We start from the raw sequence: 16739 nt of genomic DNA, 5'->3' as shown, positions 1-16739 counted from the left end.
GAAATCCTGCAAATCCGCTCCGGGCGAAACAAGCCCTTTGTTGTCTTTACACCCATTTATATGCTTGTACGCATCCGGCTAGTACCTTTTCACGCGCATGAAAAAAAGCAAGCCTTGTGCTTGCTTTTTTTCGGCATCCCTTCTGTCGCCCGCCTATGGATTCTTAAATTTTACAGTAAGGGCCTGCCCGGATTTCACCTTTGACTTTGCCGGAATGCTTTGTGATACGGCATAGCCTTCCCCGCTTATGGCCAGGCGGAGGCCGAGCAGTTTGGCAGCGCCCGCCACGTCACGTTTCGAAAAGCCGCGTATATCCGGCATTACCCTATTGCCATTTGTTTTCAAAAATACTTTTGCGCCCGGCAGTAGTTTTTCCTGTGCCTCGGGTTCCTGGGCTGTCACGGTATCGCCATCGCCGAGCACAACAGGGGTAAGCCCCAGTGCTCTTACGGCAGATGATGCTTCTGTCCGGCTGTCACCCGTAAAATCAGGAAGCTTGGCAAGGCGTACGGCCTTCCCTTTTGCCGGTTTAATATTTAAATATTGCAGGCTGTTCCTCATAATCGGGTTAAACAGCGCTTTAACCGGTTCGCCACCAAGCTCGCCTGCTTTTAAATGCGGCTGCTGGACAACGGCGTAAACGATTAATTTCGGATTGTCTTTCGGCGCCATGCCGAGAAAAGAAAAGATATAGTTATCGGTACCGGTTAAATAACCGCCGCCGTTCGGATTCGGGATCTGGGCGGTACCGGTTTTGCCGGTCACCTCATAGCCCGGAATGTTATAGGCCGTGCCGGTCCCGGTTTTTTTATTCGTCACAACCGTCCGCAAATAATCCCGGACTTTTTTCGCGGTGTCCGCGCTGATCGGGTTGCCGGCAACGGTTGGTTTTGTTTTTTCCGTTTTTCCGGTTGTGGGATTGACCACTTTGTCGACTACATACGGCTTCATCATTTTCCCGTCATTGGCAACCGCTGTTGCCGCCTGAATCATCTGCATTGCGGTCACGGTTGTGCCCTGACCGAATGTCGTCGTATACCGTTCGACCGGATAATCGTATAAAATTTTGCCGGAAGCTTCATTTGGCAAGCCGACTTTCGTCTTTTTCCCGAACCCGAACGCTTCCAAATATTGCTTAAGTTTATCCTGCTTAATATAATCAAGCAATGTGGCAAATGCGACATTCGAAGAACGCTGCAGCCCTTCCAGAAAGGTGATCCTGCCCCAGCCGACCCCGCCGTTATGGTCTTTAATCGGGTTTGGCACATTTTTTACATGGAATTCCCCTGACTTATAGGTCGCATACGGGTGAAAAGCGCCTTCCTGGACGGCCGCCGCCAAGGTAAAAATTTTCATCGTCGAGCCCGGTTCATAAGCGGTTTCGACTGCTTCGTTCTGCCAGACGCTCAAACCTTTCCGCGTTTCCGGGTCAAATGTCGGTCGCTGCCCCATCGCCAGTATCCTACCCGTTTTCGGATCTGCCACGACAACAAACGCTTTTTTCGGATTGTATTGCTTCTGGACTTTGCCAAGCGCATCTTCAACGAAAGACTGGATTTTCTTGTCAATCGTTAAATAGACATTTTCCCCGTTTTTCGGTTTGGTGACTTTTTTATGCGCGTTTGGCAGAATATACCCCCAAAAGTCGCCTTCATAACTGATTTTTCCGTCTTTCCCTTCCAAAGCGGCATTCATGCTTTTTTCGATTCCCATTACGCCTGCCATTTGGCCGCCCGTCTCATTTTTCTGCGCATAACCGACCAGATGGGAGGCAAACGAACCGTTCGGATACGTGCGTTTCGGCACCGCTTCGAACTGGATGCCCGGCAGGTTCAGTTTTTGAATTTCATTTTTTGTTTGATAGGGAATATCCTGCCCCGCTTTCCCGAATTCCACTTGAAACCGCCCTTTTTGTGTCAGAAGCGAATAGATTTTTGATTCGGGCATGTCAATATATTTTGCAAGGGCCTGGGCGGTTTTCCGGGGGTTGACAACATGTTTCGGATGTTCCGGATCAATCGTGGCTTTCGGGTCCAAAATAGCAACCAGATTGTACGAAACAACATTTTCGGCGATCACTTCCCCGCTTGCATCGTAAATATTGCCGCGGGAAGCGGGAATGGTGCTTGTCCGCAAATACTTTTTCGCCGCTTTTGCCGCGAGCACTTTCCCGTCTGCCTGCCCTGTGATTTCAATCGTCAAAAACCTTACGGCGATAATAAAAAAGGACAGACCGAATATGATAAATAATATCGCTGCCCCCCTGTTTGTATTCAGTTTTCTAGACTTCATTTATTTTCAACAACCTTGACATTATTCTCGTCCAATTTCAAGCCGAGTTTTTTTGCCTTTTCGTAAATACGGTCGTAGCGGCTTAATTCGCTTACTTGCATTTTCAAATCATCGGTCACCTTGTTTTTGTTCTGGATCGCGGTTTTCGTATCTTCAATCGACCGGTTGGCATTATAAATCGCAGCTTCCGTTGATACGATCTTCACGGCCATAATCAGAACGAACAAAGCAAAAAGGCTTGCGATAATCTTTTCCCCTAAAGTGATCTGCGCGCGTCTTGTGACCGGGGCTACTCTTTTTTCAACCTGTTGCTGTTGTTCCGGCGCACGTTTCGGCTGCCTTGCTAAATTACTCAAAAAACTCCCTCCTCTATTTTCTTAGCGTTTTTCCGCAATGCGCAGTTTAGCCGACCTTGACCGGTTGTTCCAGCCCACTTCCTCATCATCCGGGATAATGGGTTTTTTCGTAATGAGTTTTAATACGGGCTCGTATTCTTTTGGGATGACAGGCAGCCCATGCGGCAAATCTCCTGCACTGCTGAATTCTTTCAATATATTTTTACAAATGCGGTCTTCCAGGGAATGAAAGGTAATGACAGAGACACGCCCGCCCGGTTTTAAAAGCGAAATGGCATCCGTTAAAGAAGTTTCAAAAGCGGATAATTCATCATTCACGGCAATCCGGATCGCCTGAAAGACCCTTTTTGCCGGATGCCCGCCTTTTCTTCGTGCGGGTGCGGGAATCGCTTCTTTAATTAGATCGGCCAGTTCACCGGTTGTTTCTATCGGTTTTTTGGCACGGGACGCCTCGATTTTGCGGGCGATTTGTTTTGAAAACTTTTCTTCCCCGTAACGGAAAAAGATCCGGACCAGTTTTTCATACGGCCATTCATTGACGACTTCATATGCGGTAAGCGGGGCATCGAGGTCCATCCGCATATCGAGCGGCGCATCATGCTGGTAGCTGAATCCCCGTTCCGGTGTATCCAGCTGCGGGGATGAGACGCCCAAATCATACAAGATGCCGTCGACAGCCTGCACACCGCGCGCTTTCAGTTCAGATTTTAAATAGCGGAAATTGCTTTTAATAAAAGTGATCCTGTTTTGGTCATGGGCAAGCTTTTCTTTGGCATGCTGAATCGCCGTTTCATCCTGGTCAAAAGCGTATAAATGCCCGCCGGTAAGCTGCTTAAGCAAATAAGCGCTGTGACCCCCGCCGCCGAGCGTGCAGTCAACATAAATCCCGTCCGGTTTGATATGTAGCCCGTCAACGGTTTCTTTCAGCAAAACGGTCTTGTGTGCAAACATACTGAATCTCCTATCCAATCGAACATGTTAAAGGTCAAAATCGATGAGGTTTTCCGCAATATCGGCAAAAGAGGCCTCCGATTCCTGAAAATATTCTTCCCATAAATCTTTGCTCCAAATCTCAATTCGATTGGAAACGCCGAGCACCACGCATTCTTTTTCGAGTTTCGCGTAGGAAAGGAGCGGTGCGGGAATCAGAATGCGCCCTTGCTTATCCCGCTCGCATTCGGTCGCCCCCGAAAAGAAAAAACGTGTGAATGCGCGGGCATCTTTTTTCGTTAACGGAAGGGACTTCAGTTTTTCTTCCACCTGTTTCCATTCATCCGCAGGGTAACCGAAAATGCAACGGTCCAGCCCACGGGTAATGACAAACGTATCGCCAAGCTGTTCACGGAATTTGGCCGGTACAATCAAACGGCCTTTTACATCGATATTGTGCCGGTATTCTCCCATGAACATTGGCGCGTGCCCCCCGCTTCCCACTTCATATTAATAATTTACCACAATCCCCCACCTTTCACCACTTTAATTTTTATATTCTCCCCGCGCGCTTGATTTCCTGCTTTTTGCAAGAAAAAATCAATTGAAAACTTGCCGGCCGTAAAACCCGATTCCAGCATGGCCAGACCCCGGCAGCCCGCTTTTTCACTTCGCAAACCAACGCCCCTTCTCCCCTGTTTTTTTGCATAAAAAAAGCCGGCCGCTGTCAGCCGGTTAAATTTTGACGAGTTTATGGGTGCCGTCAAATGTGAACGGCAGGGCGGCAAGGGTGTGGATAAAGTCTGTCCCGTATTTGTTAAGGAAATAAAAAAGGTTCCAGACCCTTTCCTGGGGATTGCCGTCCGGGCGCAAGGCACGTTCGATCCGCGCGTATTTTTCAAGGACGACATCATGTTTTCCCGCAATCTCTTCATCCACTTTCCGCTGCAAAAACGCAAGCTGCCCGAGGTGAAAATCGAGATTTTTGCGGGCAAGCGGTTCCACCCCCTTTCCAATTGCGGCAAAAATTTTATCGTATTGCATTTTCAGCATGTTTTCCGTTTCTGCAATGAGTGCGTCCATATTCTCATCTTTTGCGTCATTCCAATATTTTTCCCGCTCTTTCCGGGTCCCGTATTTTAATACATGCCCGATATCGAGTCCCAGTTCCTCGATATCCCTTTGGACCGCTCGCTCAAGCAGCGTGATATTGAGCCGCGGCACAAGAGGCGGCATCAGAATCCCCATTTCTTCAAACACCCGCTTCAGCTCGGCCCAGTACGCAATTTCGCCCGGCCCGCCGATAAACGCAAGGGTTGGGAAGAGCCATTCCTGCATAAGCGGCCTTGTGACAACATTATTGCTCAGCCGTTCAGGGCTTTTCGCACAAAGCGCGCGCAACGCTTCCTCCGTAAAAAAAGGGCTGCCGCCTTTCCCGATAAATCCGCCGCGCTCCGGACTGTACTCCAGCAAAATCCGTTCCTTCCCGTCATAATAAAAAAGATTCAGCGCCCGCCTGGAAATATCAATCGCTTTTGGAAACTCAAACCGCGCGATTTCCTGCTGCTGCCAGAGGACCGCTTCCGTAATCGTGCCATAATCCCGGATCATCCGTTCAAAAAACGGCGCCTCGATCTTTCGCAAGTGTGCATCAGCCGAATCGATGAGCAGCACCCCGTACGCCTTGAAAAGATCGTGAATCATGCAGGCAAACAGGTCAGAAAGGCTTTGTGCCCTGTCTGCAAACGCCTCCAGCTGTGAAAGAAGGGCATTGGTATGTTCGGTTTCGCCAAATGCTTCAAAAACTTTATGTATCCATTTTTTTAAATGGGCAGGATCCGGTTTGGTGTCAGAGATCATTTTTTTCTCAAGCGGCCCTTCAGCATAACTGAATTTTTTTAAACGTCTTTCCTGTTCGGCATAAATATGGTTCACTTCCAAATAGTCATGGTCTTCGCCCGCGATCCAGAAGACAGGCACAACCGGAATTTGCAGGGCTTCTTCCTGCTCACTGGCAAGCCGGATAATGGAAATCAGTTTATGGATGGTATAAAGCGGCCCTGTTAATAGTCCCGCCTGCTGGCCGCCGATCACAACAGCAGCGTTCGGCTGCCTTAATTTTTCTAAAGAACGAGCCGTCTCCGGGTAGATTCCGAATTTTTCCATATAATGCCCGATACAATCTGCCAGCCCTTCCCGGTTAAAAGCCCGTTTTTTTAAATCTTCCACTCTTTTATGGAAAACAGAAGCATCCGTTATATCATAATGAAAAAAATCCTTTACAGGAGATTTTTGCGCAAGATAGAGGGAAGCGAACCGATTCGTTGCTGGAATTGAAAAGTTTTCCAGTTCCATCAAATGATTCTTCCTTTCTCGTTTTCATTGATTTTCTCATTGAGTATAGCATTTTTGTGAAAAAAAGAAAAAAAGCCTGCCTGCTCGTTTCAAGGCTGCCCGTTTCAAAAACAGAAGCCATGTTTCCGGCCGCTGCGGGCACGGCGGCAGCACCGGGAACGCGCCTCACCCCTTTTCTTCCATCCCTTTCACCATTTCATAAAGGGCGGACGCAAGCGGAACCCGACTGTTTTGACGGGCAGCCGTTTCCAGCATGTAACCGAGAATCGCGTCAATCTCGGTCCGTGCTCCTTTTTTCACATCTTTCAGCATGGATGATTCATTTTCGCATGTATTTTTGCAAATGCCGGTGGCTTCCTCCCACATCTTTTCCCGCGAAAGTTTCGGGAATAGCGCCACCAGTTCTTCAAATACCGCGCGGAACACACGGGCATAATGCGGGTTGCTGACAAGTTCCCCGTTCTTTGCCTTTAAAACGGCTGTGAGCGGATTGATGACGGCATTGGCAAAACATTTGCGCAAAAGCATCAGCTCATAATCCGGCTGCATCGTGAACGGGAATGCATCTGTATGCAGCTGCACGTTTTCATCCCATTTTCCGTGGTAGACGGCGATATTCGTTTTGCCGTGCCCGTTATGCTTCACCGTTGTGCCGTCAAGCCGGGATGCACCGTGCTCCACCGTGCCAACAAGGATCGTTTTTTGCGGCAATTTTTCAAGAAGAGCCAGATGGCCCATGCCGTTTTGCAAAAACAAGGCCGGCACCCCGCCATCTTCGTGTTTTAAAACGGCTGCAACAGCGGGAAGGTCATATTGCTTGACGGCAACAATCACCAAATCCTGGGAGGAAAGTGAAGAGAACGTGCCATCCGCTTTGACAATCGTCCTGAACGAAGATGCGCTGTCTTTTACGGTAATCCCTTTTTCATTCAGCTGCCCGGCCTGTGCCTTCGTCCTCGGAAACAGGGTCACTTCATGCAACTTTCCAAGCCAGCCCCCGTATAATAAACCGATCGCGCCAGCGCCAATAATCCCGATTTTCATTTTGCCCGCCCCTTTCCATTTTCTTTGCTCCATTTTAACAGGCAATAAGGGAATGGAAAAGAAAATTCCGGACAAAAAATGAGGTGCGACCGCTTACACGTATTTCTTTCATTCTTCCAATTGTTTGTTATATAATGATAATATCAACCGGTTTTATGCAAGAATCGCCGCCATGCTGCCGCGACACAGCACTATAAAGAGGGATGGGGGAATTGATATGGCTTATCAAGTGGAAAGGCTGAAAGTGAACTACAAAACGCTCGAAGAATTCAAACAGTTTAAAGAGTACGGGCAGCAGGAACTGTCCATGCTCGAAGATTTGCAAGACAATATTATTGAAGACAACGCCGACTCGCCATTTTACGGCATCTATTTTGCCGATAAACTCGTTGCGCGCATGAGCCTTTACGAACGGGATGCAAAATATGATCTCTATTTTGACCCTCCGCAAACATTTTTGGAACTTTGGAAACTGGAAGTGCTCCCGAACTATCAATATAAGAATTACGGCCGGGCGCTTGTTGATTTTGCCAAAAGCTTCGGGCTGCCGATTAAAACAAACGCCCGCCTGAAGTCGCGGGGATTTTGGGAAAAAATGGGGTTCAAACCTGTTCCTTATAATGTCGAACGCGATTTGAGTGAAAACCCGTTTGTCTGGTTGCCGCACGGCGTGAAGCTGAAAGACGCAAAACAGGACAAAAAAACGACCTCTTCTTAAAGAACCGGATTCCGGTTCTTTTTTTGCCTTTTACGAACAAAAAATGTCCCCTGCCTTTTAAGGTCCAGGGGATGTCCGCCGCTTTAATCCTGTTCAGCCAGCTGCCGTGCTTTTTCCATAATGGAAAGAAGCGCACTGTATTCTTTTTGCAGCTCTTCATGCTTTTCCTTTTCTTCAAGATACTTTTGAAGCAGTGCCTCATATTTGGTTTTCCATTCCTCTGTACCGCGCCGGGATGCGGACAACTGCCCGTTCTCGTGCCTGCTTTTTTCCGCAAGCTGCTGAAGGATACGGATGGCATCAAACAGCGTCGCTTCTGCCTGCGGCCCTTCTTCAGCAGGCGCTCTCCCGGAATCCCGGACAAGCTGTTTTCTTTCCTTTCTTTCTTTTTTTGCGGCCTCAATTTCGGAGGCGTACTGCTTTCTCACATAAGAATTCCACCTAAACCCGCATGCCGCTGCGGTCCGGTTCATCCGCTTCCCTGCCTCTTCAAACGCCCGGAGCTGCGTGCTGCCTTCGCGGATATGGCGCAACACAATGTCCGATAGCAACAAATCTTCTTCCTGTGTCCAGGCATCCTGTCTGACTGCCGGCATATCTTTCCCCCCATCCTTTTTAATACTATTCATATGCCGTTAATAGAAAAGATAGACGAAAAGCCGCTGCAAAATTTCGAGGAAAAAGGGAAGAACAGGCAGGGGCTTATGGCGGGAAGGGATCGCGTTTTTTAGGCAAATAAAAAAGCACGGGTTTGCGCCGTGCTCTTTTATTATTTATTTACCACAACTTTGTCTTTGTAAAAACCGCAAGATGGGCATACGCGGTGCGCCATTTTCATTTCACCGCATCTCGGGCATTCAACCATGCCGGGAACTTGCAATTTAAAATGTGTGCGGCGTTTTCTTTTTGCCGTTTTAGAAGTTCTTCTAAAAGGTACAGCCATTCTTCCCACCTCCTTATAAGAGATCAGCATATCATTTTAGCCGAAGATGGCGGTTATTCAGAATCCTGGTCAAAAAATTTCGCAAGGCCGGCCATACGCGGGTCTACCGCTTTTTCCGCCTTCTGCTCCATTTCCAAATACTCGTCCTCCGTCAGCACCTGCCAGTTGTCCGTATGCGGCAGTTCGCCTTTTTTAGCTTCCTCGCTGAAAACTTGCATGGGAATGTCGAGCAAAATCAATTCTTTCATAACCGGTATCAAATCAATGACCTCATTTTCGGCAACATGCACTTCTTCATCTTCAGCGCCTTCATAATCGGAAGGCTCAAGAAGAAACGTTTCTGTCGATTTCAAGTCTACCGGGTAATGTACATCAACAAGCGTCCGGGCACAAGGCAGCACAAGCGTCCCTTCAACGTGAAGGTCAAACGTCACCCTGCCCCGCGCAACGCTCCCCGTTCCCGTTACGTGGAAAGGCGAGGCCCCGCGGATCTCGGAATCAGTTTCCATTAAATCTTTTGTAATATCAACCGATTCATCTATCTCAAAGCGCTTGTCCCGAAATTTTTGCAATTGAATGGCAGACCATTTCACTTTCATCACCCCAAGACAACAAAGGTAATTATAGCTTCCTTCATACCTTTTGTCAATATTTTTTGCTTTACAACCATTATGTCCAAAACGAAAATTTTTCTTCAAAACAGAAACCGGCCTAAGCTTTTTAGGCGCATCCTTTTTACGCTTTCGTCTCAAGTCTCCCCGTTTTTTTCAAAAAATTTTGCAGCCGGCAGGATTGCTTTTTTTGCCGGTTATGTTAAAAATAACTTATCCCAAACGGATTTCTTTAAACATTCAAATCTTCCGGAAAGGGGAATCACAATTTGAAAAGTACCGGCATCATTGTGGAGTACAATCCTTTTCATAATGGCCATCTGCACCATCTTAGCGAGACGCGGCGGATGACAGGCGCAGAGTGCATCATTGCCGTTATGAGCGGCTATTTTACGCAGCGGGGCGAGCCGGCGCTTGTTTCAAAATGGACGCGGGCGGAGATGGCCGTATTATCGGGCGCGGATCTCGTTGTCGAACTGCCGTATGCATTTGCCGTGCAGCCTGCCGAAACATTTGCGGCAGGCGGGATTGCCGTTTTGGACGCTTTGCAGTGCAAAAGCTTCTGCTTCGGCAGCGAATCCGGCGACATCGAAGCATTCCGCCAGGCGGCCGCCGCCCTGCTTCAAAACGAGGCGGCATTTAACGCATCCGTCAAGCGCGAGGTCAAAAAAGGCATCAGCTATCCGGCTGCGCTATCAAACAGCTTTCAAAAGCTCGCCCCAGGCAGTGCGCTCGATTTACGTTCGCCCAATAATATTCTCGGCTTTCATTATATGCTCGCGGCAGCCAGGCAAAACCCGGCTATGGAGGCTTTTACCGTCCAAAGAAAAGCAGCCGGGCATCATGACGCCGCGATAACCGGTGAAATTGCAAGTGCGAGCGCCATCAGAAGAACCATCATGCAAACCGAAGATCTGAACGCTGCCCGCCCGGCGCTGCCGGAATCAGCGTTTACTATGCTGAACCGGCACCGGAACGGAAACGGGCACTTCCTGCATTGGGCGCTTTACTGGCCTTTTTTGCACTACCGGCTGCTTTCCTCTTCTGAAGAGGAACTGCGCGACATTTACGAAGTGGAAGAAGGCATTGAATACCGTTTAAAAAAAGCCGCGGTATCCGCCAACAGTTTTCCCGATTTCATGAGAAAAGTGAAAACAAAACGATACACATGGACAAGGCTACAGCGAATTTGCACCCATTTGTTAACCAATGCCAAAAAAACAGAAATCAAAAGGCATGCGGCAAAACCGGCGTATATCCGGCTGCTCGCCATGAACGAAACGGGAAGGCGCTATTTGAACAGCGTGAAAAAAACGGTACCGGTTCCCGTTATTTCAAAGTTTTCGCTGCAAACTGCCCCGCTGCTTGCACCGGACATAAAGGCCGCGCGGATATATGCCCTCCCGCTTCCGGCAAATGAACGAGAAAGCCTGATGGCGCGGGAATTCAGCAAGCCGCCTTTTTTCGCAGACGAAAAAACGGATGGCGCGTGAATCTGCAGGCTGCCTTTTTACAGGCGGAAAGCTTCGGGCATGGGGCTGGGAATAACCGGATGAAACGCAAGATGATGAGGACGGCTTTTTGCAGGGGAAAAAGCTGCATGCGTGCAGGCTGGCACCTTTTTTGAAAGCGAACAAGCCGGATCACACATTACATGCCGGCTTATAGGTAAAACCCGGAATGCGTGACGACCTTCCCCTTATTAGGGAAAAGCCGCTAAAACAAGCGGCTTTCCGGTTATTTCTGTTTCAGGGCGTTTAAATAGGCGAGTGCATCATCCAGTGTTTTGACCGGTACAATTTTCATGTTCGTCCCGATTTCTTTCGCGGCCGCTCTTGCCTCTTCGTCATTCGGCTTGATGCCAGGGTCGGCTTTTTTCATTTCGGGTGGAATCGTATCATCCGGGGCAAAGAAAATGTCCGCCCCCGCTTTATCCGCTGCAATCACTTTTTTATCAATTCCGCCGATGCGGCCAACCTCCCCGTTTGGCGAAATGGTTCCGGTTCCGGCAATTTTATAGCCTTTTGTAATGTCCTGTTTGGTCAGCTGGTTGTAGATTTCCAATGTGAACATCAGCCCGGCGGAAGGGCCGCCGATTTTTTCAGTATCCATTTTCACGGCCGGGTCGGATTTGATGGTCCGGTCATCGACAAGGCTGATCCCGATTCCCGTTTTATGGTGGTTTTCCTTAAATTTTGCAAGCGCAACGGTTGCCGTCTTCGCCTTTTTCTGGCGCACATAGGTCAATTCCACTTTGTCCCCGGCTTTTTTCTTTGCGACATAGTGCATAAACTGTTTGGAAGACTTGAATGCATGGCCATCCACTTTTGTAATTCTGTCTCCGGCTTTGAGCACTTTTGCGGCCGGCATCCCGTCATATACATTCAGGACATAAATCCCTTCATAACGGGAGCTAAACGGCCTTTTCGCCTTCTTAAAAGCAGCCTGGATAGCATTATGTTTTGCTGATTCCATTAAATAAAGCTGATAGACATTGTATTCCTCGTCCGTCATATTTTTATCCATAATTTCACGAACCGGCACGACATCCTCGTGTTTTCTCACTTTTGCCCAAAGATACGTATACGGATTCGCGCGGCCCATACGGACAGTCGTCAGCATCAACTGGCCTTTTTCAGGATAGCCGCCTTTTACTTTGATCAGCGGGGCAAGCTGCATGGCGCTCCCCGGCATTTCAATATAATAAGGCAGCGGCACAAACGACAGGAGGGCAAGGATCAGCACTGCCGCAATCAGTATGCGCCGCCGGATGTTTCGGTGTTTCATTTGTCGGGCTCCTTCCATTTTTCCAGCAATTGCTGTATTTCAATTACGGATTGTTTTGCGGCTTCTTCCCCTATCTTAATGATTTGTCCGGCATTTGTAAAAGCCATTGAACTGTACATCGAGACATCGGGGCGGATCGAAACATGGGCTTCCGTTTTCCGGCTTTCGGCCAGTTCCATCTGCATGATATCGATGCTTTGCATAATAACATCATAAATATGGCGGATTTCCGCTTCTTTTTTCATGGCGGAAACATCCACCCCGACCAAAAGCTCCGCCCCCATTTCCTTTACAACAGACACCGGGACGCGGTCCGCCACGCCGCCGTCCACAAAGAGATGGCCCTTGATTTTTTTCGGGACAAAAATGCCGGGGATGGAAATGCTGGCGCGTACCGCTTCTGCAACCGGCCCTTTTCTGAACACCGTTTTTTCGCCGTTTGAAAGATTTGCGGCGACAACGGCGACAGGCGGGTTCAATTCTTCAAGTTTTTTCCCGTGAACGAGCAAGCGGATCAGATCTTCAATTCTTTTTCCTGAAATCAGGCCCATCTTGCCAATTTTAAAGTCCAAATAATATTTGCGTTTAAATGCGCCGGAAAGCAGCTCCATCTCGCGGACAGTCCGCCCCGCCCCATACAGCGCCGCAACCAGCGCCCCGATGCTGCTGCCGGAAATCATATCCACCGGAATGCCTTCCTCTTCGAAAACTTTCAATACACCGATATGCGCAAAACCTCTGGCGCCTCCCGAGCCGAGCGCCAATCCGATTTTCGGGCGGCCCGCCATCGTCCCCCTCCTCGTGTCCTTCTTTCGTACAGTTTATGGTCTAATTTACAGACCTATGAGTATATTTGATTTATAAGGACAAGCGAGCAAGTGCTGCGGATTGAAAGACAGGGGAGGAACACAGATTGTACCAGTCTAAACTCAAAAGCGCCATTTTGGCCTTCAGCGTTTCGATAATGGCGATTTCCATGATTGTATTGCCGGATGAATCTTTTAAAGCCTCCATTCAGGGTTTGAATATGTGGTGGGAAGTCGTTTTCCCTTCACTTTTTCCTTTTTTTGTCATTTCCGAACTGCTGATCGGCTTCGGAGTTGTCCGCTTCGTCGGTGTCCTCCTGGAGCCTTTAATGCGGCCATTGTTCCGTGTTCCGGGTGTTGGCGGGTTTACCTGGGCCATGGGGCTTGCTTCCGGCAATCCTTCAGGGGCAAAATTGACCGCACGTCTCCGCCAGGAAAAACAGATTGACCGGATTGAAGCAGAACGGCTTGTAGCGTTTACCAGTTCTTCCAGCCCCCTTTTTATTTTTGGAGCGGTCGCTGTCGGCTTTTTCCATAATCCTTCTCTCGGCATTTTGTTTGCCGCGGCGCATTATGCGGGCAATATTATTGTCGGCCTGGTGATGCGTTTTTACGGAACTGGCGAGGATACAAAAAGGCCGAAAAAGAAACATACCTTTCTTTTAAAAGAAGCGCTTATCGTTTTGCATGCGACAAGAATTAAAAACAGCAAGCCGATCGGGAAGCTGCTCGGGGACGCGGTAATGTCCGCCATCCAGACGCTCTTAATGATCGGCGGATTTATCATCCTGTTTTCAGTCTTTAATAAATTGCTTCTGTATATGCATGTCACATCCGTATTAGGCACGCTTGTCTCCCAGCTGCTTCACCTCGCGCATTTTTCGGAAAAACTGAGCATCCCGCTCATTTCCGGCCTTTTCGAAGTGACGCTCGGGATCCAAATGATCAGTGAAGTCCAGGAATCCCCCCTGCTTCAGCAGGTCATCGCCGCAAGCTTTATCCTCGGCTTTGGCGGGTTCAGCATCCAGGCGCAGGTGGCCAGTATTCTTGCCCAGACGGATATCCGTTTCCGGCCGTTTTTTCTTGCCCGCGTGCTGCACGGCTTTCTGTCAGCTATGATCATCCGGCTCGTTTGGAATCCGGTCTACTTACGCTTTTTTGCCGAAAAAAGCGCGTGGCAGGAAGCTTTCAGCATGCCGGGTGGAGGCCGCAGCTTGTACGCGCGCGTGACGGATTGGCTTGGAATTTACGGGCCGTTATTTACCCTGTCCTGTCTTGTGCTGTACATTTTCCTTTATTACCGATCCTGCCGGGCAGACCGGGCCTGAAAAAAGCGCAAAAAAGCGGGGAGCATTCCCGCTTTTTCTGATGCTTTTGCAAATTCTTCAATAAATAAACTGGGCCTGTTTTTAAAGTTTTTAGTGCGGTGTATAAACGGCATGTCCGGTTTTGGGGAGCCGGTTTAAAATGTACATCCGGCCCAGCCCGGGATTTTCCGGCACTTTATGTACAGCCGGTATGTCCGGTTCCCATTGCTTTTTCTATTGTATCAACACTTCTGTGTTCTTCCAGCTCTTCCGGCATGTCCGGTTCCGCCCGCTTTTCTATTGCCCCTGAAATTTCTTTTTCAATGCTTCATGCACAACCGGTGGTACAAGTTCAGCAATATTGCCGTGGTATTTGGCGATTTCTTTCACAATGCTTGAGCTGAGAAAAGAATATTGGTTGTTTGTCATGATAAAAAAGGTTTCAATTCTGTCATTCAGCACACGGTTCATGGACGTCAGCTGCAATTCATATTCAAAATCCGAAACAGCCCGTAAGCCCCGGATAATTACATCCGCTTTTTTGGATTCCGCATATTCCATTAAAAGCCCCTGGAAGGAATCGACTTCCACATTCGGGATATCTTTTGTCACTTCCCGGATCAGCGCTTTTCTTTCTTCAATATCGAACAGCGGCTGTTTTGAAATATTATTCAGCACTGCCACATAAACTTTGTCAAATACTTTTGCCCCTCTTTTAATAATATCCAGATGCCCGTTTGTAATCGGATCAAAGCTGCCCGGGCATATCGCGGTCTTCCCCACGGGTTTCATCCCCCTTTTTCGTGTAAATCGTGATGCCGGTAATGCCGTACTGTGCTGTTTTATATGTAAAAAGATTGCCCGCTTTTTCAGGCAAGGTCAGCCCGGCGTCGTGCTCGCAAACAGCGTAACCGTTTTCACGGAGAAGGCCGTTTGCCGAGATAAATTTCAGCATCGCGGTTAGTTTTTGCTTTTTGTAAGGCGGGTCGAGAAATACCGTATCAAAGGCAAGCCCCCGTTTCGCCAGCACTTTCAATGCACGGCCGGCATCGTTCCGGTATACTTCACTCCGGCCTAAAAATTCGCATTTTTCCAGGTTGGCCCGGACGGTTTGCAGCGCCTGGATCTCCTTATCAACGAAAATCACTTTCTCCATACCCCTGCTCAAGGCTTCGATCCCGAGCCCGCCGCTCCCTGCATATAAATCGAGGCCCAGGCCTTTTTCAAAATACGGGCCGATCATATTAAAAATCGCTTCTTTTACTTTATCTGTCGTAGGCCTCGTTCCCATTCCCGGAACGGCTTTTAAAACAGTGCCCTTTTGGCTGCCTGAAATGACTCTCATGCTGGTCACCACGTATCATCAGATTTCCATCTTATCCTACCATATTTTCCGGCCGGGTGGAAAAGTTTTTCACCAAAATTTAAAGCAAAAGTATAATTCAGGAAAAGTTGGCCATAATGATACCAGCAGCATCAAAAGATGTTGCTGCCAACCGCGGAGAAGACTTACGTTTCCCCATAAGTTCTTCCTCCGGTTTCTCCTCTCCCTTTGCCTTCTGTCCGGAATAAGGATATAGAAGGGCCCTGCAGTATTGGCTGCAGGGTTTTTTATTTTTCGCATCTAGGGTGGGCGCGCCGTTTCAAAAAGCCGGCCGGCATCTCGCCCGGTTTATTTTGCAGAAATACTTTCCGAATAAAAAGAAGTGCAGTAGAATAGAAGCAGCAAATTTGTTTGTAAGCGAGGAATGAAGATGCAACAAAGATTTATTGAACTAGGAAACGGATATACAGATTTATTTGAACTGATCGAACTGGCAAAAGCAAACCGGCACCGGCTGCACGGCATGCTTGCCCTTCATACCATCGTTGCGGATCAAGCTGTCACTTCGCCCGTGCTCATTTTAAAACCGACCGATCCAGGGGAATTTCAGGCGTTATACGTTTGCCTTGAAGGGATTCCGGATCCGAGGGTGCAGCCAAACAAACGGTACAGCCTGTTTGCCGAAACCGCAGCCGCTTTAGGAGTGGACATTGTGGAACTCGAAGTCCGGCCGTCTTCGTCTTTTTCCGACAAAAACCTTTTTTATCAATATTTAATCGGCATATTAAGAATGAACCGGCTGATTCCGCCGCTGCAATAAATATTTCGGCCAGAGCGCAGCCGGATGTGCTTGTTTTAAAACGCGCCGGACAGGGCTTCCGGGCAGCAACGCTTTTTTGCACGGCGGATGTGCGGCGATGCACACGCAGGGAATGCCGGCATGCAAACCCGGGCGCCTTTATAGCCCTATTTTATAGTCGTATTCTTTTGCTTTGTCCGGTTTTGCGTTTTCATATTCCGTTTTTAAAAACGGCTTCATGGAATAATCCACTTTCCTTACAAACGGAAGATTTTCAATTTTCGCTTTTACTTGTTCTATCTCTTTGCGGTCACAATAAAGGACAGCATACTTCATCCTTTTCGACGCATAATGGACATTGCCGAATCTTCGTAAATGTTTCGTATGCTTCATCTGATACAGCCAAATGATGAGGCCCTGCCGATCTGATAACATAGCGTTTCCCCTTCGTGCTTTTTTTAATGAGT

18 protein-coding genes are annotated in these 16739 nt (G+C 48.5%); 4 read left to right on the top strand and 14 right to left on the bottom strand.

What is annotated here, in order from left to right; genetic code table 11:
- Positions 1–153: 153 nt before the first annotated feature.
- The 6 genes from NST20_RS05330 to NST20_RS05305 form a co-directional block, all read right to left on the bottom strand.
- A complete protein-coding gene (locus tag NST20_RS05330; protein WP_328195911.1) occupies positions 154–2292 on the bottom strand; it encodes a penicillin-binding protein in 2139 nt (712 codons plus the stop codon).
- Complete coding sequence (gene ftsL / locus NST20_RS05325) at positions 2289–2648, bottom strand: cell division protein FtsL (RefSeq protein ID WP_013858968.1); 360 nt, start codon at positions 2646–2648, stop codon at positions 2289–2291. Before ftsL ends, NST20_RS05330 begins: the two co-directional genes overlap by 4 nt.
- A 21-nt stretch (positions 2649–2669) precedes the next feature.
- A complete protein-coding gene (rsmH, locus tag NST20_RS05320; protein ID WP_342400221.1) occupies positions 2670–3599 on the bottom strand; it encodes a 16S rRNA (cytosine(1402)-N(4))-methyltransferase RsmH in 930 nt (309 codons plus the stop codon).
- 27 nt (positions 3600–3626) lie between these two features.
- Positions 3627–4058, bottom strand: coding sequence for a division/cell wall cluster transcriptional repressor MraZ (mraZ, locus tag NST20_RS05315; RefSeq protein ID WP_029142125.1), 432 nt, complete (start codon positions 4056–4058; stop codon positions 3627–3629).
- Between the two features lie 255 nt (positions 4059–4313).
- Complete coding sequence (gene bshC / locus NST20_RS05310; RefSeq protein WP_342400220.1) at positions 4314–5933, bottom strand: bacillithiol biosynthesis cysteine-adding enzyme BshC; 1620 nt, start codon at positions 5931–5933, stop codon at positions 4314–4316.
- Positions 5934–6098: 165 nt separating this feature from the next.
- On the bottom strand, positions 6099–6977 hold the full coding sequence (locus tag NST20_RS05305) for a 2-dehydropantoate 2-reductase (protein WP_342400219.1): 879 nt from the start codon (positions 6975–6977) through the stop codon (positions 6099–6101).
- Positions 6978–7194: 217 nt separating this feature from the next.
- Between NST20_RS05305 and NST20_RS05300 the strand changes: the two genes are divergently transcribed.
- Positions 7195–7695: an N-acetyltransferase gene (locus tag NST20_RS05300; RefSeq protein ID WP_013858962.1), complete on the top strand. Its 501-nt coding sequence runs from the start codon at positions 7195–7197 to the stop codon at positions 7693–7695.
- Between the two features lie 83 nt (positions 7696–7778).
- Here NST20_RS05300 and NST20_RS05295 read toward each other — a convergent pair whose 3' ends face one another.
- From NST20_RS05295 to NST20_RS05285, 3 genes are all read right to left on the bottom strand, one after another.
- Positions 7779–8291, bottom strand: coding sequence for an RsfA family transcriptional regulator (locus NST20_RS05295; protein WP_342400218.1), 513 nt, complete (start codon positions 8289–8291; stop codon positions 7779–7781).
- A gap of 173 nt (positions 8292–8464) precedes the next feature.
- Positions 8465–8638, bottom strand: coding sequence for a 50S ribosomal protein L32 (gene rpmF / locus NST20_RS05290; protein ID WP_017553868.1), 174 nt, complete (start codon positions 8636–8638; stop codon positions 8465–8467).
- A gap of 53 nt (positions 8639–8691) precedes the next feature.
- Positions 8692–9237, bottom strand: coding sequence for a DUF177 domain-containing protein (locus NST20_RS05285; protein WP_237349142.1), 546 nt, complete (start codon positions 9235–9237; stop codon positions 8692–8694).
- 281 nt (positions 9238–9518) lie between these two features.
- Here NST20_RS05285 and NST20_RS05280 point away from each other — a divergent pair, with 281 nt between their 5' ends.
- Positions 9519–10742, top strand: a complete 1224-nt coding sequence (locus tag NST20_RS05280; protein WP_342400217.1) for a nucleotidyltransferase — start codon at positions 9519–9521, stop codon at positions 10740–10742.
- A 244-nt stretch (positions 10743–10986) separates the two neighbouring features.
- On the opposite strand, the gene NST20_RS05275 is transcribed toward NST20_RS05280, so the two are convergent.
- A complete protein-coding gene (locus NST20_RS05275; RefSeq protein ID WP_342400216.1) occupies positions 10987–12036 on the bottom strand; it encodes a SepM family pheromone-processing serine protease in 1050 nt (349 codons plus the stop codon).
- Entirely contained in the window at positions 12033–12824 is a 792-nt protein-coding gene (locus tag NST20_RS05270; RefSeq protein WP_013858956.1) for a patatin-like phospholipase family protein, read from the bottom strand. The genes NST20_RS05275 and NST20_RS05270 overlap by 4 nt, the downstream gene beginning before the upstream one ends.
- A 125-nt stretch (positions 12825–12949) precedes the next feature.
- On the opposite strand from NST20_RS05270, the gene ylbJ reads away from it, so the two are divergent.
- Positions 12950–14170, top strand: a complete 1221-nt coding sequence (ylbJ, locus tag NST20_RS05265) for a sporulation integral membrane protein YlbJ (RefSeq protein WP_342400215.1) — start codon at positions 12950–12952, stop codon at positions 14168–14170.
- A gap of 276 nt (positions 14171–14446) precedes the next feature.
- Here ylbJ and coaD read toward each other — a convergent pair whose 3' ends face one another.
- Complete coding sequence (gene coaD, locus NST20_RS05260) at positions 14447–14932, bottom strand: pantetheine-phosphate adenylyltransferase (protein WP_014095579.1); 486 nt, start codon at positions 14930–14932, stop codon at positions 14447–14449.
- Positions 14898–15494, bottom strand: a complete 597-nt coding sequence (rsmD, locus tag NST20_RS05255) for a 16S rRNA (guanine(966)-N(2))-methyltransferase RsmD (RefSeq protein WP_342400214.1) — start codon at positions 15492–15494, stop codon at positions 14898–14900. Before rsmD ends, coaD begins: the two co-directional genes overlap by 35 nt.
- Positions 15495–15903: 409 nt before the next feature.
- Here rsmD and NST20_RS05250 point away from each other — a divergent pair, with 409 nt between their 5' ends.
- Positions 15904–16293 (top strand): methylthioribose kinase, encoded by a 390-nt coding sequence (locus tag NST20_RS05250; RefSeq protein ID WP_326241785.1) that lies wholly within the window; start codon positions 15904–15906, stop codon positions 16291–16293.
- 138 nt (positions 16294–16431) lie between these two features.
- Here the strand turns inward: NST20_RS05250 and NST20_RS05245 are convergent, their stop codons facing one another.
- The gene (locus NST20_RS05245; protein ID WP_014095582.1) at positions 16432–16707 is read right to left on the bottom strand and encodes a DUF2129 domain-containing protein; all 276 of its coding nucleotides are present in this window, start codon (positions 16705–16707) and stop codon (positions 16432–16434) included.
- Between the last annotated feature and the right edge of the window lie 32 nt (positions 16708–16739).

It is taken from the genome of Weizmannia sp. FSL W8-0676, from assembly GCF_038593015.1.
Taxonomy (GTDB): domain Bacteria; phylum Bacillota; class Bacilli; order Bacillales; family Bacillaceae_C; genus Weizmannia; species Weizmannia coagulans.
The sequence above is the reverse complement of the archived record's forward strand: the minus strand, read 5'-3'. Positions and strand labels throughout refer to the sequence as shown.